Source organism: Nonomuraea sp. NPDC049419 (assembly GCF_040676995.1).
Classification (GTDB): Bacteria; Actinomycetota; Actinomycetes; order Streptosporangiales; family Streptosporangiaceae; genus Nonomuraea; species Nonomuraea salmonea.
In genome coordinates, this window is record NZ_JBFAQB010000003.1 from 601,010 (window position 1) to 624,460 (window position 23,451).

The 23,451-nt window shown below is 70.8% G+C and carries 19 protein-coding genes; 7 read left to right on the plus strand and 12 right to left on the minus strand.

Annotated features, from left to right (window positions below; all coding sequences use genetic code 11):
- Nucleotides 1-81: 81 nt before the first annotated feature.
- The 4 genes from AB0K12_RS12700 to AB0K12_RS12715 all read right to left on the minus strand — a co-directional run bounded on the left by AB0K12_RS12700 (nt 82) and on the right by AB0K12_RS12715 (nt 3,993).
- On the minus strand, nt 82-1,560 hold the full coding sequence (locus AB0K12_RS12700) for a hypothetical protein (protein WP_364559155.1): 1,479 nt from the start codon (nt 1,558-1,560) through the stop codon (nt 82-84).
- A 119-nt stretch (nt 1,561-1,679) separates the two neighbouring features.
- Entirely contained in the window at nt 1,680-2,258 is a 579-nt protein-coding gene (locus AB0K12_RS12705) for a helix-turn-helix domain-containing protein (RefSeq protein WP_364559158.1), read from the minus strand.
- A gap of 79 nt (nt 2,259-2,337) precedes the next feature.
- A complete protein-coding gene (locus AB0K12_RS12710) occupies nt 2,338-2,628 on the minus strand; it encodes a DUF3817 domain-containing protein (protein ID WP_345400348.1) in 291 nt (96 codons plus the stop codon).
- A 54-nt stretch (nt 2,629-2,682) separates the two neighbouring features.
- Nucleotides 2,683-3,993, minus strand: coding sequence for a family 43 glycosylhydrolase (locus AB0K12_RS12715; protein ID WP_364559161.1), 1,311 nt, complete (start codon nt 3,991-3,993; stop codon nt 2,683-2,685).
- Nucleotides 3,994-4,297: 304 nt separating this feature from the next.
- Between AB0K12_RS12715 and AB0K12_RS12720 the strand changes: the two genes are divergently transcribed.
- On the plus strand, nt 4,298-5,749 hold the full coding sequence (locus tag AB0K12_RS12720; protein ID WP_364559164.1) for a protein kinase: 1,452 nt from the start codon (nt 4,298-4,300) through the stop codon (nt 5,747-5,749).
- 4 nt (nt 5,750-5,753) lie between these two features.
- On the opposite strand, the gene AB0K12_RS12725 is transcribed toward AB0K12_RS12720, so the two are convergent.
- The 4 genes from AB0K12_RS12725 to AB0K12_RS12740 all read right to left on the minus strand — a co-directional run bounded on the left by AB0K12_RS12725 (nt 5,754) and on the right by AB0K12_RS12740 (nt 9,733).
- The gene (locus AB0K12_RS12725) at nt 5,754-6,908 is read right to left on the minus strand and encodes a magnesium and cobalt transport protein CorA (RefSeq protein WP_364559167.1); all 1,155 of its coding nucleotides are present in this window, start codon (nt 6,906-6,908) and stop codon (nt 5,754-5,756) included.
- Between the two features lie 227 nt (nt 6,909-7,135).
- Nucleotides 7,136-7,957: a DUF817 domain-containing protein gene (locus AB0K12_RS12730; protein ID WP_364559170.1), complete on the minus strand. Its 822-nt coding sequence runs from the start codon at nt 7,955-7,957 to the stop codon at nt 7,136-7,138.
- Between the two features lie 63 nt (nt 7,958-8,020).
- Nucleotides 8,021-9,187 (minus strand): zinc-dependent alcohol dehydrogenase, encoded by a 1,167-nt coding sequence (locus AB0K12_RS12735; protein WP_364559824.1) that lies wholly within the window; start codon nt 9,185-9,187, stop codon nt 8,021-8,023.
- 87 nt (nt 9,188-9,274) lie between these two features.
- Nucleotides 9,275-9,733, minus strand: a complete 459-nt coding sequence (locus tag AB0K12_RS12740; protein ID WP_364559173.1) for a hypothetical protein — start codon at nt 9,731-9,733, stop codon at nt 9,275-9,277.
- A 235-nt stretch (nt 9,734-9,968) separates the two neighbouring features.
- Between AB0K12_RS12740 and AB0K12_RS12745 the strand changes: the two genes are divergently transcribed.
- Nucleotides 9,969-11,699, plus strand: coding sequence for a ubiquinol-cytochrome c reductase cytochrome b subunit (locus tag AB0K12_RS12745; protein WP_364559175.1), 1,731 nt, complete (start codon nt 9,969-9,971; stop codon nt 11,697-11,699).
- 230 nt (nt 11,700-11,929) lie between these two features.
- Nucleotides 11,930-13,153, plus strand: coding sequence for a site-2 protease family protein (locus AB0K12_RS12750; protein ID WP_364559178.1), 1,224 nt, complete (start codon nt 11,930-11,932; stop codon nt 13,151-13,153).
- A 91-nt stretch (nt 13,154-13,244) separates the two neighbouring features.
- Here the strand turns inward: AB0K12_RS12750 and AB0K12_RS12755 are convergent, their stop codons facing one another.
- Nucleotides 13,245-13,544, minus strand: a complete 300-nt coding sequence (locus AB0K12_RS12755; RefSeq protein WP_364559180.1) for a DUF6355 family natural product biosynthesis protein — start codon at nt 13,542-13,544, stop codon at nt 13,245-13,247.
- A gap of 172 nt (nt 13,545-13,716) precedes the next feature.
- Between AB0K12_RS12755 and AB0K12_RS12760 the strand changes: the two genes are divergently transcribed.
- Both AB0K12_RS12760 and AB0K12_RS12765 read left to right on the plus strand, forming a co-directional pair.
- Nucleotides 13,717-14,895, plus strand: a complete 1,179-nt coding sequence (locus AB0K12_RS12760; protein WP_364559183.1) for a hypothetical protein — start codon at nt 13,717-13,719, stop codon at nt 14,893-14,895.
- A 303-nt stretch (nt 14,896-15,198) separates the two neighbouring features.
- Nucleotides 15,199-15,657: a hypothetical protein gene (locus AB0K12_RS12765; protein ID WP_364559186.1), complete on the plus strand. Its 459-nt coding sequence runs from the start codon at nt 15,199-15,201 to the stop codon at nt 15,655-15,657.
- Between the two features lie 124 nt (nt 15,658-15,781).
- Here the strand turns inward: AB0K12_RS12765 and AB0K12_RS12770 are convergent, their stop codons facing one another.
- Nucleotides 15,782-16,234 (minus strand): hypothetical protein, encoded by a 453-nt coding sequence (locus AB0K12_RS12770; RefSeq protein ID WP_364559189.1) that lies wholly within the window; start codon nt 16,232-16,234, stop codon nt 15,782-15,784.
- A gap of 358 nt (nt 16,235-16,592) precedes the next feature.
- Nucleotides 16,593-19,073, minus strand: a complete 2,481-nt coding sequence (fxsT, locus tag AB0K12_RS12775; RefSeq protein ID WP_364559192.1) for an FxSxx-COOH system tetratricopeptide repeat protein — start codon at nt 19,071-19,073, stop codon at nt 16,593-16,595.
- Nucleotides 19,074-19,537: 464 nt separating this feature from the next.
- Here fxsT and AB0K12_RS12780 point away from each other — a divergent pair, with 464 nt between their 5' ends.
- Complete coding sequence (locus AB0K12_RS12780) at nt 19,538-20,881, plus strand: MFS transporter (RefSeq protein ID WP_364559826.1); 1,344 nt, start codon at nt 19,538-19,540, stop codon at nt 20,879-20,881.
- Nucleotides 20,882-21,429: 548 nt separating this feature from the next.
- Here AB0K12_RS12780 and AB0K12_RS12785 read toward each other — a convergent pair.
- A complete protein-coding gene (locus AB0K12_RS12785; protein ID WP_364559195.1) occupies nt 21,430-22,311 on the minus strand; it encodes a hypothetical protein in 882 nt (293 codons plus the stop codon).
- A gap of 84 nt (nt 22,312-22,395) precedes the next feature.
- Here AB0K12_RS12785 and AB0K12_RS12790 point away from each other — a divergent pair, with 84 nt between their 5' ends.
- Nucleotides 22,396-23,352: a helix-turn-helix domain-containing protein gene (locus AB0K12_RS12790; RefSeq protein WP_364559198.1), complete on the plus strand. Its 957-nt coding sequence runs from the start codon at nt 22,396-22,398 to the stop codon at nt 23,350-23,352.
- The last annotated feature ends 99 nt before the right edge of the window (nt 23,353-23,451 follow it).

Below are 23,451 nucleotides of genomic sequence, written 5' to 3' on the forward strand. Positions count from 1 at the left end.
GGGCGGCCACCGCGCACCCGCGCGGGTCGTGGGCTGCTGGGCCCGCTTCCGGTGATCGCACCGGAAGCGGGCCGAGCCCTCTCATGGGGTCAGCAGTCCCCAGTACGCCGCCCACGGCACCAGCAGCAGCGCCCCTGACAGCAGCACGCCCCGCCGGAAACCGGATCGCCGGAAACCGGACCGCCGGGCGCCGACCGCGCTCACCACGCCCGCGACCACGGTCAGCGCGGTGAGGAGTTGCAGCGCCAGCCACCACGGAGGCCGTCCGAGCACCGCCGCGTCCACCTCCGTGGCGCCCGTCATGACGACGGACCCCAGGTAGAGGAGCGTTCCGACCAGCACGGCCGTCCCGCCGGCGGCCACCACCCTGGGCGCCCACCGCGCCACCGTTCCCCGGCCGTCGCCCGCCCGGCCGTCGCCCGCCCGGCCGTCGCCCGCCCGGCCGCGCACGCGGCGTACGGCGCCGCCGATCCCGTAGCAGGCGAACGCCGCGAGCATCGCCGCGAACACCACCACGTGCAGGACAGGCGACTCGTGCCAGGCGGGCGCCGCGACCGGCCGGCTGGCGAACGGCTGGGCGGGCGGCGGGTCGGCGACCACGGCCGGGGGACCGGCGGCGAGGCCCTTGACCCAGGAGGCGACCGTGTCGACGTACCCGGGCGCGAACCCGGTGCCCCGGGTGAAGCCGTCGTGGCTCGCCCGCAGGTCGTGGTCGGCGTCGCGGACGACCTTCAGCGCGTAGTGCCCGTGGCCGCCGCGCTCCAGCGCCTGCCGGAAGATCACCAGGCTTTCCCCGGGCGCGGTGGAGCGGTCGTGCTCGGCGAAGACGGCGAGCAGCGGCCGGCGGACGCGGGCGAGGTTCGCGACGGGGTCGTTGCCGGTGTCGCCGAACAGGCCGGCCGCCATGAGCACCCGGCTGAGCCGCGTACCGATCGGGTCGATCAGCTGTTCGGCGACGCCGGCGTGCGCGAGGTGGGCGCGGTTGCTCCACAGTTGCGTGCGATCAGGGCGCAGGGCGCCGGCCCCCACGGTGACCACGAACGCGACCGTGGCCGCGCGTGCGGCGGCCAGCGGGACGACCCAGCCGCCCTGGCTGTGCCCCCACAGCCCCGCCTGCCGCGGATCGACCTCGGGGCGGCGGCGCAGCAGGTCCAGGGCGGCGAGCGCGTCCGTGGCCAGGTCGTCGAACGAGGTGGTCGCGCGCGAGTGGCCGGCCCGCTTGTCATAGACGAGCGTGACGACGCCGGCCCTGGCGAACGCCTCCGCCTCCGGCCGGTACTCCGCGCGTGACGTGCCCCCCGACCCGGCGACCAGCACCATCGCGGGCAGCCCGCGGGCGCCGGCGGGGGCGAGCAGAGTGCCGTGCAACGTCCGGCCGTCGCTGGTGAAGCTCACGTCGGTGGCGGTCAGGTCGGTGGCGGTCAGGTCGGCGGTGGTCAGACCGGCGGTGGTCAGACCGGCGGTGGTCAGGTCGGTGGCGGCGGCCTGGCGTACGGGCTGGAGCAGCGCCAGCAGCGCGACCAGCAGCAGTAATCCGGCTGATTTGCGTACGGACAGCATGGAGTGCTCTCCTAACGAGGGAAGTTGTGTGCATGAGGAACTCGCCTGGTGGCGAGGCATCGCAGCTTTCGCAGAGGCCGGGTCGCCGAGTTGCCGCTCGGCGGCCCGGATCATCGTCGTCAGTCGTGTCGGCCGGTGGCGCCCTCCTCGGGGTCGGGGAACGCGACGAACCTGGTGTGCACGGTGCGCGCGCCGGGCGCGGCCTGGCCGTGCGGACGCTGATAGCGCTTGAGCAGCGCGAGATAGTCGGTGAAGAACGCCATCAGCTCGTCGAGGTCGACCGTGATGACCCCGCGCGAGAACGGCCGCGCGTCAGCCCACGGGCCCAGCTCGTCGCGGACCTCGTCCAGCCGGGCCAGCAGCTCCTTGTCCTCGCCGAACCACACCTCGGCGAGCAGGTCGACGGCGTCGCGCATGGCGGGCTCCTGCGCGCCGCGTGGCTCGAAGCGTACGCTGCGGCGCGCCGAACGCCACCAGCGTTCCTTGCCGCGCGCCCGCTCGGGCACCTCCTCCACGAACCCGTGCTCGGCCAGGATCCGCAGGTTGTAGCTGGTGCCGCCGGTGGTGACGCCGAGGCGGGCGGCCAGGGTCGTGGAGGTGGCCTCGCCGAGCAGCTCCAGCTCCCTGAGTATGCGCTGCCGGAGCGGGTTGGCCAGCGCCTTGGCCGCGCCCAGGTCGGCCATGCCGTCTTCCGGCATGTATGCATCATAAGTCGTGCACGACAATTCGTGCACACAGAAAAAGCCCCCGGCCTCAGCGGGCCGGGGGCGGGGTGGGTCAGGCGGGTTGCGGGGTGCGGGCGGCCATGCGGCGCTCGAACCAGAGCGAGGTGAACGGCGGCACCGCGCACGCCAGCCCGAGCACGATCGCGCCGCGGCTCCAGCCCGCCTCCCGCGCCGAGAGCAGCACGCCGAGCCCGTACAGCACGAACAGGGCGCCGTGGATCGGCCCGAACACCTTGACGCCGAGCTCGCCGGTCTCGGTCACGTACTTGAAGAACATCCCGACCAGCAGGCCCGCCCACGAGCACGCCTCGGCCACCGCCGCGATCCGGAACCAGCGCAGCACTTTCGCCCCTTTCCTAGGTCCGCGTCACTCTACAGCCTGTAGAGCAAGGCCGGGTCAGCGGCCGTGGCGGCGCTGGACGTAGAGGCGGTTCCCGCGCGGGCCCGTCCACTCCAGCCGCACCACGCCGGCCACCGCCGCGTCGCCGACGCGGGACGGGTCGGCCCAGTAGCCGACGTTCGGGTTGCGGAAGAACGTGGCCCACAACCGCCCCGCGTGGTCGCGGAAGACGTTGTTGTGCCCGGCGCCGACGCCCAGCGTCCACCGCTTGGAGTAGGGGCCCTCGAACCGGTCGGCGACGGCGATCACCGCGTCGTACTGGTACTGCGTCCGTCCGGCGCCGCCCGGGTCGTAGCCGTAGCGGGTGCTGCCGTCGGGGTTGGTCGAGGTGCGGTCCCAGGCGGCGTGCAGGAGGTAGTACCTGCCCTCGTGCTTGAAGACGTACGCGCCTTCGAGGTAAGGCTCCGGCGTGTACGGCTGCTGCTGGAACGCGGGCAGCCCCGTGGCCGGGACGATGTCCTCCATGTCGTCGCGGAACTTGGCGTACAGGTGGTTGTGCAGCACCAGCCACGCCTCGCCGCCCTCGCTGTAGAGGCTGCCGTCGATGTGGTGGTACGCGCCCGGCTCGATGAACTCGGGGCCGCCGATGAAGGACTCGCCGAACGGCTTGTCCAGGTTGCCCTCCGCGAGCCGGTAAGGCCCCTCGACCCCGCCCTCGCTCACCAGCAGGAACGAGCCCACCTTCCGGGAGTGGTCGCCCATGCAGGCCACGATGTACCACTTGCCGCGGAAGTAGTGCACCTCCGGCGCCCACGCCTGGCCGCGCTTGCCGAACCTGTCGTCGGTCCAGTACTCCTGCCACGGCGCCACCACCGTGCGGCCCTCCCGGTTCTCGCCGGCGAACTCGGGCGACCACACCTTGCCCTTCTCCGCGTCCGGCCTGATGCGGGTGGTGTCCGCCAGCCGCCACGGGCCCTTCAGCGACGGCGCGGTCCACACGAAGATGCCGTCGTTCCAGGGGCCCGCCGCCTGCAGGCCGGGCACCCGCGTGGTGCCCGTCGCGACATAGAGCGGGCGGCCGCGCACGATGAAGCAGTTGACGTACGTGTCCCGCATCCACACCCGGCCCAGCTCCCTGTCGCGGGGGCGCAGTTCGAGCGGCAGCACGAACGAGTTGTCCTCCCTGGGCCACAGGTCGGGCCGGGTGTCCGCAATGCCGTACGGCTCCTGCTCCGGCCAGTTCGCGGGATAGCGTCCCGGCGCCGCCTGAGCCGCCGTCGCGGGCAGCGCCGCCGCCCCGGCCAGACCTGCCACGCCGGCCAGCAGGGCCCTCCGGCCGACCTGCGCGCCGTTGTCGGAACCAGTCATCAGTACGTCCTCCCGCTGCGGTGATCCGGCGCGGCTCGCCGCGACCTGCCGGAGAGTCTGCCGAAGTCGCGCAAATTTCGTCAATAACCCGGAAGAAATCGGCTGGCTGGTTCCGGACGCCCCGGAAACCCCGTACCGGACGGGGGATCCGGCGCAGAGAAGTGCTGCGGTGGGAAACCTTGCGGGCCCGCCCAGGCGTTGGAAGGGTGAACAACGCGTGGCGAAGGGCGGAGATGCGGGACAATGTCCCGTCCTGTACGGACGACCAGCGGCCAACGGGGGAACACGGAGGATGACGTCGAGGATGAGCACGCAGGCGCAGGAACAACTCGGTCCCTACCGGGTGCTCAGGAAGATCGGCGAGGGCGGCATGGGGGTCGCCCACCTCGGTCTCGACGAGGCGGGACGGCACGTCGCGATCAAGGTGCTGCACCCGCACGTGGCCGCCGACCTCAAGGCGCGCGACCGCCTCTTCCGCGAGGTCGAGACCATGCGGCGGGTACGCAGCCGCTTCGTCGCCGAGGTGCTCGACGCCGAGCTGGCCGGGGGCCGGCCCTACGTCGTGACCCGCTTCGCCAACGGCCGCACGCTCGAGGACACCGTGCTGACCGGGGGCCCGCTGAGCCCGCACGACGTCGTCAGGCTCGCCCAGGGGCTGTGCCAGGCGCTGGTCGACATCCACGCGGCCGGGGTGATCCACCGCGACCTCAAGCCGTCCAACGTCATGATGGTCGACGGCGCGCCGCTGGTCATCGACTTCGGCATCGCGCACCTGGTCGACGCGGCCAGGCTGACGCAGACGGGGATGTTCGTCGGCACGCCCGGCTACCTCGCGCCCGAGATCATCCGCGAGTCGCTGGTCACCCAGGCGGCCGACGTGCACGCGCTCGCCTCGACGGTGTTCTTCGCCGCCACGGGGCTGCCGCCGTTCGGCACGGGGACGTTCGAGTCCGTCTGCTTCAACACGATGGAGGGCCGCTGGCAGGCCGAGCACGCCCCGGCGTGGCTGCGCGGCTGGCTGACCAGGGCGCTGACCCTCGACCCCGCCGAGCGGCCCACCGCGCGCGAGCTGGCCCGCATGGCCGCCGAGCTCGACCCCGACGGCGGGAGCCCCCGCCCCGCCACGCGGGCCGACCGTACGCTCACCATGGACGCCGTCTCCGACCTGCTGCCGCCCGTCGCGTACGCCACGAGCGTCCACGAGCAGCGCCACCCCGCGACCACCGCGGCAGAGACCGTGCAGGACCCCCTGCCCGAGCCGCCGCGCCCCGCGCCGCCGGCCGAGCCGTTCGACCTGCGCAGGTTCATGAAGAGCAGCGGCTTCTCCGGCGTGCTCGTGCTGGTCATGCTGGCGGCGTTCACCGTGCTGGAGCCGGTCGCGGTCGGCCTGATCGCGGCCGGGCTCTCGCTGGCGCTGCGGGTCGCCGGCCACTTCCTCGGCGAGGAGCGCGAAGACGTCTCCAGGGCCGCGCTCGTGGCGGTCGGCCACCTGCTCCTGTCACTGGCGTTCGGCCTCGTCGCCGGCACGCTCCTGAACATGACCGGCCTGCTGAGCGCCGGCCACGCCGAGTCGCTGGCGGCGGGGGTCTTCACGATCGGCCTCTTCGCGCTGCCCGGCGCCGGCCGGGTGCGCCGCGTCGCCTCCGGCGCCCTCGCCCGCGTGCTGCCCGGCAGCAGCGCGGTCGTGGTCAACACCGCGATCCTCGGCCCGATCGCGCTGATCACGGTGATCGTCGCCCTGACCCAGGGCTTGTAGGGGCTCAGAGCCAGTCGCGGCGTTTGAAGATCAGATAGAGGCTGAGGCAGGTCAGCGCCATCAGGCCGAGCGCGAAGGGATAGCCGTACGTCCAGCGCAGCTCGGGCATGCCGGGGGCCTCGAAGTTCATGCCGTAGACGGTGCCGATGAGGGTGGGCGCGAAGAGGATGGCGGCCCACGAGGAGATCTTCTTGATCTCCTCGTTCTGGGCCAGGCTGGCCTCCGTCATATGCTTGATCTCCTCGTTCTGCGCCTGCGTGACGAGGGTGGCGTTGACGGTGAGGATGTCGGCCAGCATCTGGCGGAACCCGTCGACCCGCTCGGCCACCGTGGTGGCGTGGTCGGCGACGTCGCGCAGGTAGCGCTGCAACTCCTCCTCGGTGCCGTACTTGTCGAAGCCCGCCGTCAGGCCGTCGAGGATGGCCAGCAGCGGCCTGGTCGCCCGCTGGAACTCGATCACCTCGCGCGACAGCTCGTAGATGCGCCGCGAGACGCCCGGGTCGCCGCCGAAGACCTGGGTCTCGATCTCGTCGATGTCGTTCTGCAGGCCGGCGATGACGGGGGCGTAACCGTCGACGACGTGGTCGAGGACGGCGTACAGGACGGCTTCCGAGCCGCGGGCGAGCAGCCCAGGGCGGGCCTCCATGCGGGCGCGCACCGGGTGCAGCGGGGGAGCGTTGCCGTGGCGGACGGTCAGCACGAAGTCGGGGCCGCAGAACAGGTGGATCTCGCCGAACTCCACCTCCTCCGCGGCGTCGTCGTAGCGGGCGGCGCGCAGCACCACGAACAGGGTGTCGCCGTAGCGCTCCAGCTTGGGCCGCTGGTGGGCGACGACGGCGTCCTCGATGGCCAGCTCGTGCAGCCCGAACTCCTCGCCGAGCTCCGCGAGGTGCGCCTCGTCGGGCTGGTAGAGGCCGATCCAGGCCATCGTGCCCGGCTCCTTGCGCAGGCGGGCGCGTACGTCGGCGGGCGACGACGGGCTGTCGAGACGCCGGCCGTCGCGGTAGAGGGCGGCGTCGAGCACCTGCGCGCCGAGCTCACGGTCACCGGACGGGCGGCGGCCGCGCGGGTCCATCGACTGCTCGGGCGCGGGCTCTGCTTGAGCGGTGGCGATGCGGCGGACGGGACGCAGAACGCGGGACCGCCAATCGGACATCATCAGGGACCTCCGGAAAGACTCAAGGGGCGACGACCCGGCCCGCGCGACGGGGGAACGCGCGGCGCTGCCGGGTGAAGGGGGGACGTCGGCGGCTCAGTGAGTGCGACTAGGAGGTTGACTGCTCATGCAGCCTCACCTCCTCGCCCTGGGGCCACGGCGCGGTGGCATCCGGAAGAACCCGCTAAACGTACCGCACGCATGTGACGTGCAGATGGACGGTTCGTGTCTCATGAGGGCACGCGGCGCACCGGCGCCGCCCAGCCCCTCACCTGGCCGCGCGAGGCGGCGAGGTGCAGCCGTCCGCGGCTCGCCTGCCACGAGGCGACCATCACGAACGTGACGCTGACCAGCAGCGCCCACGCCCCGAACTTCGCCGGGTGCACCAGATGCCAGGTCTCCTGCTGGTGCGGGTACTGCCAGGCGCCCAGGAAGGTGGCGATGTTCTCGGCCACCCACAGGAAGAAGCCGATGAGGGCGAGCGCCAGCGCCAGCGGCATCTGGTAGCGCCGGCCGCCCACCGTGAAGTGCACCACCGTGCCCCACGTGACGAGCAGCAGCGCGGCGGCCAGCGGGAGCCGCAGGTCGATCCAGTAGTGCTGGCTGACGAAGTTGACGTAGACGGCGAGTGCGACGAGGGTGGTCGGCACCGTGCGGTAGTTCGCCAGCCGCAGCTCGAAGATCCGCCACGCCGAGCAGACGTAGCTGCCCACGGCCGCGTAGAGGAAGCCGCTGTAGAGCGGCACCCCGCCGATCTTGGTGTAGGCGTCCTCGGGATAGCTCCACGACCCGAGCTTCACCTTGATCAGCTCGAAGGCCAGCCCCACCAGGTGGAACGCGGCGATGACGGCGGTCTCCGCGCCGGTCTCCCAGCGGGTCAGGCGCAGCAGCGCGGTCACCGCGACGGCGTACAGCAGCAGCGCGTCGTAACGCGGGACCGGCAGCGGCAGCACCGACGAGGCGGCGAGGCCCGCGAACATGGCGAGCGCGAACGTGCACGACCGCGCCTCCGCCCAGGCGAAGCGGAGCAGCTGGGTGACGAAGAATCTCACGCCTGTATCCGATGGCGGCTGCCACGCCGGAGTTCATGAGATTGTGTGAAATGTCGGTGCAGGTCACGGGCGGAAGACGGCGCGGACGCAGCCGTCCAGCTTCCGCTTGAACAGCTCGTACCCCTTCGCGCCGTCGTCCAGGCTCATCGGATGCGTCAGCAGCGCGGAGGCGTCGATCTCGCCCCGGCCCATCCGCTCCAGGATCATCGGGATGTAGCGGTGTCCGTGCTGCTGGGCGCCGCGCATCGTCAGGCCCTTGTTCATCAGCGCGCCCATCGGGAACCTGTCGACCATCCCGACGTACACGCCGAGCACCGACACCGTGCCGCCCTTCCTGCACGCCTGCACCGCCTGGCGCAGCGCGAGACCCCGGTCGGTCTGCAGGCGCACCGCCTGCTTGGCGCGGTCGTAGGCGTACTGGGGGCCGGTGCCGTGGCTCTCCATGCCGACCGCCTCGATGCAGACGTCCGGGCCGCGCCCGCCGGTCAGCTCCTTGAGCGCGTCCAGCACGTCCGTCCGCTCGTAGTCGAGCGGCTCCGCGCCGAGCGCGGCGGCCATGCCGAGCCGCTCGGGGAAGCGGTCGATCGCGATCACCCGCTCGGCGCCCATGCGCAGGGACGCCAGCGCGGCCATCTGGCCCACCCCGCCGCAGCCCCACACGGCCACCACGTCACCCGGGCCCACCTGGCCGAGGTCCGCGCCCATCCACCCCGTCGGGACCGCGTCCGAGGCGAACACCGCGTTCGAGTCCGGGACGTTCTCCGGCACGGGGAAGGCGTTGACGTCGGCGTACGGAACCCGGACGTACTCGGCGTGGCTGCCCGCGAAGCCGCCCATGGCGTGGGAGTAGCCGAAGATGCCGGCGCTGGAGTGGCCGTTCAGCTTCTCCTGGAGGCCCGGGTTCGGGTTCGTGTTGTCGCACAGCGACCACAGGCCCTCCTGGCAGTAGTGGCAGCGGCCGCAGCCCAGGATCGAGCACACGGTGACGCGCTCGCCCACCCGGCGGTGCCGTACGTCCTCGCCGACCTCCACCACCTCGCCGACGAACTCGTGGCCCAGCACGTCGCCCTTCAGCATCGCGGGGACGTAGCCGTCCAGCAGGTGCAGGTCGGACCCGCACACCGAGCTGGCCGTCACCCTGACCAGCGCGTCCTGGCGGTTGAGCAGCTTCGGCTCCGGCACGTCCTCGACCGCCACCTCGTTGACGCCCGTCCAGCACAACGCCCTCATCACGCCCTCCTCCTTCGCCCGCTCGGCGCGCTCATCGTGCGCGCCTGCGCTGTTCTCCTTGGGGTTCTCTTCGTGCGTGCCGGGTGGTCACCGGGCTCCCCTTCGTGTGAGCTGGCGGATCGCCGGGCGGGCGGCGCGGCCGAGCGGGGTGCGCCGGCCCTCCGGCTGTCCCTCCACCACCAGCACCTCGCCGGTCTCCAGGAGCTGCTTGAGCGCCCGTACCTGCTCCCTGGTCGCGCCGTCGGCGGTGCGGACCGCGATCTCGGTGCCCCGGCCGCCCGGCGCCCGCGTGATGCGCACCTCGTGCCGCTCGGCCAGCCGGGCGAGCAGGTCCGGTCGTTCCCTGCCGGTCAGCTCGGCGGGGTCGACCGCGACGGTGACCGCGTACCAGGGGACGGTGCCGGGATGCCGGTTGCGCAACACCCGCCTGGCCGCCATCGCGGCCGCCCCCGCCGCGGCCGCGCCCGCCAGGAGCAGCCCCCGCCGCTTCGAGCCGCGGGCGCGGTGGCGGCGCGTGCGCACGGTGATCGTGGATGTGGTTCTCATGGTTGCGCGGCTGCCCGTCACACCCATGGGCAAACCGCCATTCGCCTCGCCCGCCCCCCGCCCCCAGGGCCGGTGCGCTGCTCGGCGGGGAAGTCCTTGCTGGGGCTTGTGTTTTCGTGGAGGAGATCGGGGGCAGCCGCCTTACCAGTTGCCCCGGCGGTTCCAGCGTGGGGGCAGGCGATCACGGGGGCCTGAGATCGTCCTGCCGGGGCCGCGGCTATGGGGGAGGCCATCGATGGAAACACCGCCGAAGTTCATCAGCGGGCCGGCCAGGTTCCTTGACGACCGCATCGGCGGCGCGAACTTCCTCAAGCGCAACCTGCGCAAGATCTTCCCCGACCACTGGTCGTTCCTGCTGGGCGAGATCGCGCTCTACACGTTCATCATCCTGCTGCTGACCGGGACGTTCCTCACCTTCTGGTTCCGTCCCAGCATGGGCCACGTCATCTACGACGGCCCGTACGCGCCGCTGCTCGGCGTGCAGATGTCCGAGGCGTACGCGTCGGCGCTGGAGATCAGCTTCGAGGTGCGTGGCGGCCTGCTGATGCGGCAGATCCACCACTGGGCGGCCCTGCTGTTCGTGGCCAGCCTGGTCATCCACATGCTGCGGGTGTTCTTCACCGGCGCCTACCGCAAGCCGCGCGAGATCAACTGGCTGATCGGCATCGGCCTGTTCACGCTGTCGCTGTTCGAGGGCCTGACCGGCTACTCGCTGCCCGACGACCTGCTGTCGGGCGCCGGGCTGCGGATCACGCAGGGCGTGCTGCAGTCGATCCCGCTGGTCGGCACGTACGTGTCGTTCTTCCTCTTCAACGGCGAATATCCCGGCGAGACCGTCATCGAACGCTTCTACGCCCTGCACATCCTGCTCATCCCCGGCATCCTGCTCGCGCTCATCACCGCCCACCTCGCCCTGATGTGGGTGCAGAAGCACACCCAGATGCCGGGCAAGGGACGTACCGAGCGGAACGTGGTGGGCGCGCCGCTGCTGCCCGCCTTCATGGGCAAGTCGGGGGCGTACCTGCTGTTCACGCTCGCGGTGGTGTGCGGGCTCGCGACGTTCGCGCAGATCAACCCCATCTGGCTGTTCGGCCCCTACACGCCGGCCGACATCTCCGCCGGCTCCCAGCCCGACTGGTACATGGGCTTCCTGGAGGGCTCGCTGCGCCTCATGCCGCCCTGGGAGATCAACCTGTTCGGCACCGCCGGCGGGACGCTGCCGCTCAGCGTCCTCATCCCGGCCCTCGTGCCCCTCGGTCTGATCATCACGGGGCTCGTGCTCTTCCCGTTCCTGGAACGATGGGTCACCGGCGACCGGCGCGAGCACCACATCGCCGACCGGCCCCGCAACAACCCGCACCGCACCGCCATCGGCATCTCCGCCATCACCTTCTACGGGGTGCTGTGGCTGCTCGGCGCCAACGACCTGTTCGCCGCCAACTTCCACGTCAGCCTCAACTGGACGACGTACATCGGGCGCGCGCTCATCTTCATCGCCCCCGCGCTGGCGTACTGGATCACCTACCGCATCTGCCTCGGCCTGCAGCGCTCCGACGCCGCCGTGGCCGCGCACGGCGTCGAGTCGGGGGTCATCCAGCGGCTGCCGCACGGCGAGTTCATCGAGGTGCACACGAAACCGTCGGACGACATCGAGGCGCACGTACGGGGCAAGACCCCCGTCCCGATGCTGCCGTCCGCGCCGGACGGGGACGGGGTGCCGCCCGAGGTCGCGCGCGGGCCGCTCGGCCGGCTCAGGGTGAAGATGAGCCGGGCGTACGGGGGCGAGAAGATCCGGCTGGGTGCCGGGCACGGGGACGGGCACGGTCCTCATGGCGACGGGCACGGGGATGGGCACGGGGATGGGCACGGGGATGGGTACGGGGATGGGTACGGGCATGGGCACGGCACCGACCTCGACGACCGCGACAGCCCCCCACCCGCCAGGACCGGCCCGCCCGAACGGTAGCCCTCCCCGGACACGTCTCGGTGGCCCAGCCTTCGCGGGCCCCAGCCTCCGCGCCGGCCTCCGCCTCTATGCGATGCCCGCCTTTGTGCGGCTCCTGCCTCCGCGCGGGGCCCTTCGGTGGCTGCCGTCCTCGCGCGGGCCCGCCTTTGCGCCGGGGCCTCACCGCGGGGCAGGTGACCTGCGGCGGGCTGAGGGTAAGTGACGGCGACAGCCTTCTCGCGGGAGGGAAGATGCGCTCCTCGATTCCTCTTGGCCGCGTCGCCGGAGTCCGGGTCGGGCTCAACATCAGCGTGCTGGTCATCGTCGTCATCCTGGTCGCAGGGCTGGCGTTCGGGCGGTTCCCGGTCGTCTTCCCCGGCCACTCTCCGGCGGTCTACCTGCTGGCCGGGCTGGTCGCCGCCGTCCTGTTCATGGCCTCGCTGCTCGCCCACGAGCTGGCCCACGCGGTGACCGCGCGCCGCCACGGCATCGAGGTGTCGCAGATCACCCTGTGGCTGCTCGGCGGCGTCGCCGAGCTGCGCGGCGAGCCTCGGACGCCGGGCGCCGACCTGAAGATCGCGGTCGTGGGGCCGCTGACGAGCCTCCTGGCCGGCGTGGTGTCGGCGGTCATCGCGGTGCTCGCCGGCGCCGTGACAGGGGTGCCGCTGCTGGCCGGCGTCTTCTGGTACCTGGCCGGGGTGAACGTCCTGCTCGCGATCTTCAACCTCGTCCCGGCCGCGCCGCTCGACGGCGGACGGGTGCTGCGGGCCGCCCTGTGGGCGCGCTGGGGCGACCGTACGCGGGCGGCCGTCGCCGCGGCCCGAGCCGGCCGGGTCTTCGGGTACGCGCTCATCGCCCTCGGCTTCCTCCAGGTCGTCACCGGGCTCGGGTTCCAGGGGCTGTGGCTGGCCCTCATCGGCCTGTTCCTGGTGAACGCCGCCACCGCAGAGGAACAGCAGACCCAGCTCGGCAGCGCCCTGTACGGGCTGCGCGTCGGCGACGTCATGTCCGCCAGGCCCGTCACCGCCCACCCCGAGGAGACCGTGGCGGGGCTGATCGATCGGGTGGTCATGCGGCATCGGCTGTCGACGTACCCGCTGGTGGACCGGCTCGGCGTGTTCACCGGGCTGGTCACGCTCAACCGCATCCGCCGGGTGCCTCCCGAGGCCCGCGCGGCCACCCGGCTGGGCGACATCGCCTGCCCGCCGCACGAGGTGCCCCAGGCGCGTCCTGACGAGCCGCTGACGGACCTGCTCGGCCGCATGGACGGCTGCGCGGACGGCCGCGCCGTCGTCCTCGACCCCGGCGGGCACCTCGTCGGCCTGATCACGCCCAGCGACATCAGCCGCGTGGTCGCCACGGCCGGCCTGCGCGCGACGGACCCGTACCTGGGGCCGCGCGGCGCCGACGTCGCCGTACCGCACCAGCGCCGCGAGGACGACGCCCGCGCCCGTCACCCCCACGACGCCACCTGACGCCCTCCCTGCGCACCCCGTCCGGCCTTCTCGGGCGGGGTGCCGCCGTGTTCCGCCGGCAAGGGACCGCGTTCCCCGAGCTCGTCTCCGGTCAGCAGGTGCCGCGGTGGTAGACCCTGAAGACGTTGTTCCAGCTGCCCAGGTGGGCGACGCTGCCCGGCGTGACGCAGTGGTAGGTGTTCGACGAGAGGATGCGGGTCACGAACAGGTTCTCGTTGGCCTGCGAGCAGTTCTTGTACATCGCCTGGTCGTTGTCCCGGTACAGCCCGCACGGGTTGCGCGCGGCCGCTGCCGTCGCCCCGGCCGGCACCGCCACCGTGCCGCCCGCGAGCAGGATCGCGCCGATCGAGGCGGCGAGGACCATACGTCGTGCGGTGTTCGTCCTGGTCATGGTGGTTCTCCTTCGTGCTGCTCGCTCCCGCCGGGCGGCGGGAGACGTCCGCCAGTGAAGTCGTGGCGGCGAGGTGTCCAACAGGCCCTCGGACGGATTCGGCCAGACTCGGACGCGGAGAGTAAGGGATCGTAAACTTTCCGCAAGGATCGGCGGACGGGACAGAGGGGCGATGAGCGCGGATCTGCAAGGGGGTACGGAGCGTCGCGGCGACGTCGACGCGCTGGCGGCGGTCACCTCACACGAGGAGCTGGTGAGGCTGCTGGCCGAGGAGTTCGCGCGGGCCGACGCGTCGCTGCGGGAGCTGGAGTCGCGGGCCGGCAAGCTGGGCGGCACCCGCCTGCCCCGCGCCACGTGCGCCGACATGCTGGCCGGGCGGCGGTTCCCGAAGAAGGCGGTGATGCTGGCGTTCCTGCGGGCTTGCCGGGTGCCTGAGGAGCGGCTGCCGGAGTGGGAGCGGGCCTGGGAGCGCGTACGGGTGGGGCGGTTGCCCGTGACCACGGAGGACGCGGCGCGTGGCGGGACGGCCGCCGCGGTGCCCGGCGAGGCGGGCGCGGCTGCGGGTGGTGTCGGTTCCGACGGTGAGGCTCTCACACCCGGTGGGGAGCTCACCCACGGCGCGCCGTCCAAGGCGCTCACCTACGCTGAGGCGCCCCTCGTCCCCGGCGGCGCGGCGGGCGGGGCTCTCGTGTCGGGTGCGGCCCTGATCCCCGGCGAGGTGATGCCCGTGGCGGGCCGCTCGCCCGGGCGAGGCTGGGGCAAGGTGGTCGTGGCCACTGTGCTGGCGGCGGTGGTGGCGGCAGGGGTGACCGCGGTGGTCGTCATCGGCCTGCACCGGGTGGATCCGCCGCCGCGCCGTACCGTCGTCGGCCGCATCGTCACCGACGACGGGCGGGCGTTCGGTCCGGGCGGGTGGAGCCGGTTCACGGTGCGGGTCTCGCCGGCCAACACCGGTGTGCGGCTGATCCGCCGCCTCGACGTGGGCGTCCCCCTCCAGCAGGCCACCATCACGGTGAACGGCCGCCCGGCCGGCGCCTGGCCGCCGCTGCTCGGCGACGACGTCTACAAGTGGCGCGACCAGGTGGTGGACCTTCCCCCTGAGGTGACCGCCGGCCGCCGCTCCCTCACCGTCGTGAACACGTTCGCCTCGCACAACGACGGCTTCAACGAGTTCCGGTACGACGTCCAGCACCAGGTCGGCGGCCGCTGGTCCACGGCGGACACCCTGGACGTCGGCCCCGATCACGTCGCGGATGAGGCCGCCCACGATTACCGCATCGGGGGCGAGGGCTGGCGCGGGCAGCAGACGTTCGCGTACCCGCCGTCCAAGGAGGACTGGACCGTCCGCTGAGCGACCCCACCCGCGCCAGGCCGGTCCGGCCGCCTGACGGGCTCGCGATCCCACGCGCTCAGGTGACCTCGGCGCGCCGGTGGTTCCAGCCCGAAACCCCTTCCACGAAGCGCTTCCAGTCGTCTTCTGGGGCCGGATGAGCGTCCTGTTATTGAATGCAATCTGTGGGTTTTGACGGGTTGTTTGGGTTTAAGGAGGTAACTGAGAACATCTGCATGGGTACGTCTGCTTGCGTCTAGGTGTCCCGACAAAAGTGCGGGTGCCGGATTCTGGCCGATTTATCCAGGCAAGGAAACGAGAGCAGTGAATACCAACATTCGCCAAGCGCGCGCGTCTCGTCGCGGACGGTACGCGATGCTGGCCGTGGCCGCCGCCGCCTCCAGCGTCATCTTCCTTCCAGTGGCCCAGGGTGTGGCCTCCGCGAGCGCGGGCTTCCACACCGTTCAGGCCGGCGGCCCGCCCGCCCCGGCGGCGCCGGTGCGCCACGTCACCAAGGTGCGCCACGTCCCGAGGGAGAAGCCCATCCTGCACAACCCGCGGTACCACATGCCGCGGATCAGGGTGATCATCCACAACCGCAACCACAACAAGAACCGCCGCCACCACGAGATGCGCCACCACCGCCACGAGCGGGTTCTGCCGCAGCAGGAGGTCGAGCCCGAGGGCAACGAAGAAGAGCAGCCGCCGATCGAGGAAGAGATCGAGGAGAACGAGCCCGTGAGGAACGACGGCCGCTGGTGGTGGCCGAACGAGCTGCGCTAATGCGCGAGCGGTGCTCGTACGCACGACAGGGCCGCGGTGCAAGCGGTGGGTGCGACGGGACCGCGGGCGCCACGCGCCACGCGGACCCGTCCCCGGCCGCCCGCGCCGCGGCCCTGTCGCGGCATCACGTGAACGGGTTGTCCGACGTGTACGACTTGGTACGGGTGTTGTATTGGTTGCCCGGGTAGAACCAGCCACCGGTCACCTCGAAGCGCACGCTGGCGACGGCGGCGCCGTGGGCGACCTCGGCGGCGTACAAGGTGGTCATCTGGCAGCCTGGCGTGGACGTCGTCCCGGTCGACACCGGCCAGATCTGGGTGCTGCCGTTGACGTAGATCCGCAGGTTGGGCGCGGGATAGGCGTGCAACCAGCACAGCCGCACCGCGTAGCGGAACATCGTGTCCCCGTCGTCGAACGCGATCGTGCCCTCCAGCCGGGCCAGCCCGGTGTTGCTGGGGTCGGTCGCGTTCAGCTGGATGTAGACGGGCTGATCGGGCCCGTACGCCGCGTGCGCGGGGGAGAGCGGCAGAAAGACGGCGGCCAGCGCCGCGACGACGACCGCCATCGCCCTCACCACGCGCCGGACCGTGGAACGTGCTGCCAAGTCACACCTCATCTCTTCGAGGGAAAGCTCGGCGCATTATGCGATCACCGATGACCACCGGTCCACACGCCCACTATTTCCGGTCGTACCACCACCGGTCGCGATCCGTTCCTTTTGTATGCCACCAGCACGGGAAGACCGCCGAGCGCACCCGTAATGCGTTGGAGGCGGTGAAATTTTCATCCGTTGTTCAGAAATCGCCTGGCGGTCGCCGGTGAATGGAGAACGCTTTCCCGGTAATCCGAACCTCTGGACGGCGCTTGAAGGGCTTTCGGCGCAAAAAAGCTCGCTGAGCCGCTGGGATGGCTCGACCACGTCTCACCGAGCGTGGCTACAGACTGAACGGGTCGAAGTCCCAGCTGAACCGTTCGCCTCTTGCCGCGCCCAGCCGCTCAGGGTGGTCGGGCGGCAACTGCCGGGCGTAGAGAGCCATTGTGTCCGCGTACAGCTCCTCACCTTGCGTCAGCTCGCCGCCCGTACGCAGGTCGATGGAGAGATTGATGGCGGCGGCCAGTGACAGCAGGTTCTCGTCGCCGTAGAAGGCTCGGATCTGCTCCAGATTCTTCTCGTCCAGCTTGCGTGCCTTCTCGTGCTCGCCCAGGGCGGCAAGGTCGTCGGCGAGGTTGATGACGCTGCTGAAGGTGTAAGCGTGATCAGGGCCGATCTTGGCGAGCAGCCCTTCGCGGGCTTCCTCGTCCATCTCCATGGCCCGCCTGGCGTCGCCGCGCAGCCGGTAGAACAGGGCCAGGTTGATCACGCAGCCGTACGTGAACGGGTGATCGGCGCCGAACCTGCGCTGATAGCGGGGGAGCACCTCCCGAGCCAGTTTCATGGCCTCCTGCGGCTCACCGGCCTGGCGTAACGTGTTGCTGAGCGCGACCGTGGCGGCCATCGTCTCGGGGTCGTCGGGACCGTACAGCTTCATCAATCGGCCGTGCGTCTCCTGGATGAGCTCCAGCGCTCCCTCCAGGTCACCGTTGCGGCGTTTGGCGATCGACAGGTCACGAGCGGTGGCGAGGGTGAGCGCGTGTTCCATCTGCAGCTCGCGGATGCCGTGGGCGTAGGCCTCCTCACCCAGGTCCACGGCTCTGGCGTGCTCGCCGGCCAGGCACGCCACGCGTGCCAGGCCGTTCCAGCTCGACTGCACGTCCCATTTGCTGACGCCCACGACGGCGCTGCTCTGCTCCACGAACGCGAGCTGTTGTAATTCGAATGCCTCGTCATACCGCGTCAGCAGGGCTTGATCGAGCGCCATGTTGTTGATCACGCGCAGCGTCTGCGGAGCGTACGGGCCGAACTTCTCCTCGTGCGCTTGCAGTGACCGCTTGTCCTGGGCCAGGGCCTCGTTGAAGTTGCCCTGCGAGCGGAGGTCGGCCGCGTAGATCAAGGTCTGACAGAGCGTCTCCTCGTCGTCGGGGCCGAGTTCCTTCCGCATGAGGTCGAGGGTCTCCTCGTTCATGGCGTACGACTCGTCATAGGCGCCGGTCAGCCACAGGAGCGGGCCGACGTTCCGGCGCAGGCTCAGCACGTTCCGGTTGTATGGACCACCCTCTGCGGTCCAGTTCTGAAGGAACTCCTCACCGAAGGCCTTGGCGGAGTTGTAGTTGGCCGTCTGGTGGAGGTAGCGAACGATGCCGACGCCGAAGCGTTGCACGGCCTCGTCGTTGCAGGCGATCATGCCGGACGGGCGCACGTGGGGCAGGAGAGTCGCGTACGCGTCCCAGTTCTGGGTGTTCTCTGGGTCGCTCGGCGATCCGGTGGCCAGGAGCTGGTGCACCTCGTGGCGGATCTGGTCGCGCTCGTCCGGTTCGAGCGAGTCGCGCAGCAGCGCCTGCACCAGCCGGTGCACCAGGACGGTGCCCGCCTCCATCTCGATCTTGACCAGTGCGAACCGGCTGAGCTCGGCGAACGCCTGGTTGAGCGTGAGGGGGTCGGACAGGATCGGCCCCATACGCTGGGCACCGCTCTTGTTGCCGCGGCGGAAGACATCGCGGGGAATCGGGTCTGGACCGAAGAAGGCCAGGCAGCGCAGCACCTCGGCGGCGGCGGGCAGGCGGTTCTCGATCTCCATCACCGACAGCTGCCAGGCCGCCGTCATCGAGTGCGGATATCCGGTGGACTTGTTCATGCCGAGCAGCGCCCTGGTCTGCTCGGTCAGCAGTTCGACGTACTCGTCGGTGGACATGCCGGTCATGGCCTGCAGGGCGGCGGCCTGTTCGAGGGCGAGAGGAAGATCTCCGAGTTCGCCCGCCAGGCGTTCGGCTTCCTTCTGCTCCACGTCGCGCTGGAGACGTTTGCGGAGGAAAGCGACGCTCTCGGAGGTGGAGAAGACATCGACGGGGACTGTCTCCGCCACGCCGCTCCACCGGCTGTTGCGGGAGGTGATGAGCACGTGGCCGGGGCCGCCCTGTGGGATGAACTCCCGGATGTCCTCGGGTTCGTCCGCGTTGTCGAAAATGAGCAACCATCGGTCGATGGGGTCGCCGCGTTCGAGGGTCTCGAGGACGGTCGCGGCCGCCTCCTCGATGCCGGTGCTGCTGGCCGACGGCAGCTTGAGTTCGTTGCTGAGCGCAGCCAGCGAGCTGGGCACCAGCATCGGCTGGTCGGCTGGGATCCACCAGACCAGGTCGTACTGGTCGCGGAAGCGCCAGGCGTACTCGATCGCGAGCTGGGTCTTGCCCACTCCACCGAGGCCCTGGAGGGCCTGGGGGAGTGGCACGACGGCGGCCGTCTTGGTGCTGCTCTCCAGGCTCGTCCGCAGCCCTTCGAGCAGACTCTCACGTCCGGTGAAATGTTTGTTGCGCCCCGGCATGCACGTGCCCCAAATCGGGGGCCTGCGAGATGTCGACCGATTCGCTGACTTCGTCACGTTGTTCTCACCCTCCCATGTGTCCTGCGATTGGGCTGAGTCGATTGTGTCAAGGGTTTGGTACCTTCGTTGCTTTTCGCATGACACGCGCAGATTTCAGGCGACCGAAATCGGTCATTGGGTGTGCTTGAGGAGATGAGTGCACGATTTGGGATCGATGTGCGTGAGTGATCTGCGTCTCAAAGGTCCACAACTGCTGCGGCGACAAGCTATTCTCCGGTGGGCGCCGTAATTCTCGGAGAAGGGCTCGTCACGCGCGGGGCTTGCAGGGAACGGCCTGACGGAGTGCGAGCCCGAGAATAAACGCTGCTACGGTGTCCTTCCTAATGCGTGCCCGTTCTTTTGATATTCCGCCGGCTCCCGATAGTGGCCTCTGAGTTTCAAAGGAGTGAATCAGGTTGGCAGCCGTGGGGGAGAATCAGGGCCTCAAACAGTTGCTCGCCGAGCATCCCCAGTTCAGGTGGTTCTGGGCAGGCTCGACAATGTCCATGCTGGGCAGTCGCACGATTGGTGTCACCTATCCTCTGCTGGCCTACGAGCTCACCGGCTCGGCTGCATGGACTGGCTGGGTGATGTTCGCTTCCACCGTGCCGGTTCTGCTCGCACAGCTCCCTGCCGGCGCGCTCACCGATCGGTTGGGGCCGCATCGGGTCATGGTGTGGAGCGCGGGGTTCCGTGGCGTGCTCATCGCTCTTCTCTGTGTTCTGGTGTTCTGGGGGGTACTCACGATCGACATTCTCATCGCCTTCGCGCTGTTCGAAGGTGCACTGTCGACTGCCGCGTCCATCGCGGACACCGCGCTTCTTCCATCTCTGGTGAAGCCCCACCGGCCAGGGCCCGCGCCGGCTTTGCAGGAGGGTTCCATCCAAGGCGCGGCGCTCATAGGCCGGCCGCTGGGCGGGCTGCTGTTCAGCATCGGGCCGAGCAGCTCGTTCTGCGTGAACTTCGTCATGTCCTTCTCTGCCGCTCTCATGTTGCGTCGGTTGGGGCCCGGCATGCCTGCTTCCAAGCCGAGGCGCCGGTCATGGCGTCTGAGCGAGATCGGCGTCGGGCTGGCGGGGCTGTGGCAAGACCGGTTTCTGCGGGCAGCGACCCTGGTGACCGCTTTAGTCAACTTCTCGGCGCAGGGTCTTATCACGATCTTCCTAACCGAGGCGACGAACGATCAGTTGTCCGGCCTTTTCACGGGCGCGATATTGGCCGCATCCGGTTTGGGTGGCGTCGTCGGGGCGTTCCTGTTCACACGGAGGCACCGCATCCGGAGGCGGTTCAAGGCGTGGCCTGCACTGCGGCGCTGGATCACCCGCTTGGCCGGACGGCACGGCACGCACCGGCTGGGCCGCTTGATGATGCTGGTGCACTTCTGGTCGTGCGCTTTCGCGCTGCTGCTGCCCGTGTCGCTCGCCGGTCTGCCGTGGGCGTTCGCGCTCTCCCTGTTCGCCATCGGTATGACGGGCGGGCTGAGTAATGTCGTCATGCGCCAGGCGTTCAGCCGAGTGCCCAGCGACCGAGTGGCCCGTGTCGTCGGAACCTCTTGGCTCTGCACCTCCAGTGCTGCGGTCGCCGGACCGCCGCTTGCGGGTCTGCTCGTCGAGTGCGTGGGTCCCGCTGTCGCGTTGCTTATCCTGGCGGGGCAAACGATCGCCTCGGCCTGGCTCGTGACAACTGTCCTGAAGTGGCGCACGCGGGCGACTTACCATTTCGTGCACCCAAGCATGCCCAAATACCTGGTCGGCATCTCCGGTGGCTAGCCTGAGAAAGGTGGTGACGCGCGCATTCCACCGTATGCATGTCGCAAGGACGTGTTTCACGCCGTATAGGTGCATGCTGAAACAGAAAATTGCACAGGCTGTTGACGTTTCCCCGAGGCCGTCCGTCGCGATGGGCGAGAGGAAAGGGAGGAGACATGCTGAAGGAAGCATGCGCCACCGCCGCACTGGCGGCCGCCACCCTCCTCCCGTCGACATCGCAGGTCCAGGCCGGTACCGCGGCCTGCGTCAGCATCGCGGCCGGTGTCTCGGAGTCGCGTGCGGCCCCGTGCAAAGGGATGACGGGCGACTCCGGCAGGAAGTGTCTCCACTGCAAGGGGAAGCGCGGTGGCTGGAAACGCCAATACCGCGAGAAGAAGGAGAACAAACCGAAACTCAGGGAATGCGACATGGCGCCCGACCCGGCCAATCCGAAGAAGGTCTGCACGATATGCAAGGAGGACGCACGGTGGTGTCGAGGGATTGTAAGACGACACCTGAGGAACGTGCGTCCACGCCCCGGCCCCCGTGGAGGTGTCCGGGGTCGCGCGTCATGAGGGGCGGTTCGGCGGCGGGATCAGCTCCGTACGCAGGTCGTGGCTGCCGTCCGGGCGGCGGGCCTCGTAGAAGAGGCGGTGGGTGCCGTCGGGGAGGGGGAGGACCTCCAAATAGCGGACGTCCGCGACGGGGCCGCCGGTCACCGGCGTCAGGAGGCCCGATGCGCCGGGCACGGCCAGGCCCGTTCGTTCGCGCCAGTTCTCGGCGGCCGAGGCGCGGCCGTCGTAGCAGGCGCGGCCGTCCGGCAGCACGCTCGTCAGGCGGGCGCCGCGGGCGTCCCACGTGCCGGGGCGGCCGGTCAGGACCGTGCCGTGCCAGAGCCAGCTCAGGCCGTCCTGGCTGGTCGCGTACGCGGTGCTCATGCGGTCCTCGGCGCCCGGCACGTCCAGCGGGTGGCAGCAGAGCCACGCCCGCCAGGTCCGGCCGTCGTGGCGGATGACGGGGTCCTTGACGCCGGTGCGCGCGTCGCCCGCGAACACCGTGCGCACGCCGGCCGCCGCCAGGCCCTCCGGTGAGTCGGCCTCCAGCACGCCGATCCACCAGTGCCTGGTCCCGGGGGTGGCGCAGCTGACGTACAGGCGCCAGCGGCCCGACGGCGTGCGGACCAGGGCGGGGCGCTCCACCATGGCCGCGCGGAACCGGTCGCGGGGCAGCAGCGCGACCGTGGTGAAGCGCTCGCCGTCGGTGGATCGGGCGATGACGTTGTGGTCCTCGCCGTCGCGTACGCGGTAGGCGAGCACGTACGTGCCGTCGTCGTCGAGCGCGGCGCTCGGCGCGCCGGCCCAGCGCTGCGGCCCTGGGCCCGGCGCGGGGACGGCGATCTCGGAGCGGCCCTGGCCCGGCAGGGGGAAGGGCAGGTGCGTGGTGAGGGTCATGCGTCTCAGCGTCGCGGGACAAGTGGGTGGCGGGGGAGTGGCAGGAACGCCCACATACCGGAATTTCCTGCCATACTCGGAGGTGTGATCCGGGATGTCGTCGCCGTGGTCGGAGACCTGGCCGCCACGTTCGAGCTGGGGATCGTCTGCCAGGTGTTCGGCCTCGACCGCGCCGACGACGGGCTGCCCGTCCACGACTTCGCGCTCTGCGCGCCGGAGCCCGGCATGGTCCCGACGACGTCGGGGTTCGCCGTGCGGGTCGAGCACGGGCTCGACCGCGTCGCCCGCGCCGACCTGGTGACCGTGCCCGCCTGGCCGGCGCTCACCGCACCCGTGCCGGAGCCGCTGCTGGACGCCCTGCGCGCGGCGGCGGAGCGCGGCGCGCGGGTGCTGACCGTCTGCACCGGCGCATTCCTCGCCGCCGCCGCGGGGCTGCTCGACGGGCGGCGGGCCACCACGCACTGGCAGTTCGCCGGGCTGCTCGCCCGCACTTATCCGGGCGTCCAGGTCGAGCCGGACATCCTGTACGTCTCCGACGGCCCCGTGCTCAGCAGCGCCGGAGCGGCGGCCGGGATCGACGCCTGCCTGCACCTCATGAGAGTGGAGTACGGCGCCGCCACGGCCAACGCCCTGGCCAGGCGCCTCGTGGTGCCCGCGCACCGCTCCGGCGGCCAGGCCCAGTACGTCGAGGCGCCCATGCCGCCGCCGCGCACGCCGTACGAGCTGTCGGAGCTGCTCGACTGGATGCTGCGGCACCTCGGCGAGCCGCTCACCGTGGACGCGCTCGCGGCCCGCGCCGCCATGTCGCCGCGGACGTTCGCCCGCCGGTTCAAGGCGCTGACCGGCACCACGCCGCACCGCTGGCTGCTGGAGCACCGGCTGCAGCTGGCCGAGGAGCTGCTGGAGACCACCGACCTGAGCGTGGACGCGGTGGCGGCGCGGGCCGGGTTCGGCGGCGCCGACACCCTGCGGCACCACTTCGCCGCCCGCCGGGGCATCGCCCCCGCCGCCTACCGCCGCGCCTTCCGCCAGCTTCCCTGACGCCGGCGGCCGCTCCGGCTCCTTCCTGCGCGGACGGTCGTTCCCCACGGCTCGCGCACCGGCGGTCCTCCTCGCGTACCCTTATTCGTACGCGTACGA

What these genes read in the sequence shown, in the direction of transcription:
- AB0K12_RS12700 (WP_364559155.1), bottom strand. Translation starts at nt 1,560, where the DNA reads ATGCTGTCCGTACGCAAATCAGCCGGATTACTGCTGCTGGTCGCGCTG.
- AB0K12_RS12785 (WP_364559195.1), bottom strand. Translation starts at nt 22,311, where the DNA reads ATGACCCTCACCACGCACCTGCCCTTCCCCCTGCCGGGCCAGGGCCGC.
- AB0K12_RS12715 (WP_364559161.1), bottom strand. Translation starts at nt 3,993, where the DNA reads ATGACTGGTTCCGACAACGGCGCGCAGGTCGGCCGGAGGGCCCTGCTG.
- AB0K12_RS12760 (WP_364559183.1), top strand. Translation starts at nt 13,717, where the DNA reads ATGAGCGCGGATCTGCAAGGGGGTACGGAGCGTCGCGGCGACGTCGAC.
- AB0K12_RS12735 (WP_364559824.1), bottom strand. Translation starts at nt 9,187, where the DNA reads ATGAGGGCGTTGTGCTGGACGGGCGTCAACGAGGTGGCGGTCGAGGAC.
- AB0K12_RS12725 (WP_364559167.1), bottom strand. Translation starts at nt 6,908, where the DNA reads ATGATGTCCGATTGGCGGTCCCGCGTTCTGCGTCCCGTCCGCCGCATC.
- AB0K12_RS12740 (WP_364559173.1), bottom strand. Translation starts at nt 9,733, where the DNA reads ATGAGAACCACATCCACGATCACCGTGCGCACGCGCCGCCACCGCGCC.
- AB0K12_RS12705 (WP_364559158.1), bottom strand. Translation starts at nt 2,258, where the DNA reads ATGCCGGAAGACGGCATGGCCGACCTGGGCGCGGCCAAGGCGCTGGCC.
- AB0K12_RS12745 (WP_364559175.1), top strand. Translation starts at nt 9,969, where the DNA reads ATGGAAACACCGCCGAAGTTCATCAGCGGGCCGGCCAGGTTCCTTGAC.
- fxsT (WP_364559192.1), bottom strand. Translation starts at nt 19,073, where the DNA reads ATGCCGGGGCGCAACAAACATTTCACCGGACGTGAGAGTCTGCTCGAA.
- AB0K12_RS12755 (WP_364559180.1), bottom strand. Translation starts at nt 13,544, where the DNA reads ATGACCAGGACGAACACCGCACGACGTATGGTCCTCGCCGCCTCGATC.
- AB0K12_RS12720 (WP_364559164.1), top strand. Translation starts at nt 4,298, where the DNA reads ATGAGCACGCAGGCGCAGGAACAACTCGGTCCCTACCGGGTGCTCAGG.
- AB0K12_RS12750 (WP_364559178.1), top strand. Translation starts at nt 11,930, where the DNA reads ATGCGCTCCTCGATTCCTCTTGGCCGCGTCGCCGGAGTCCGGGTCGGG.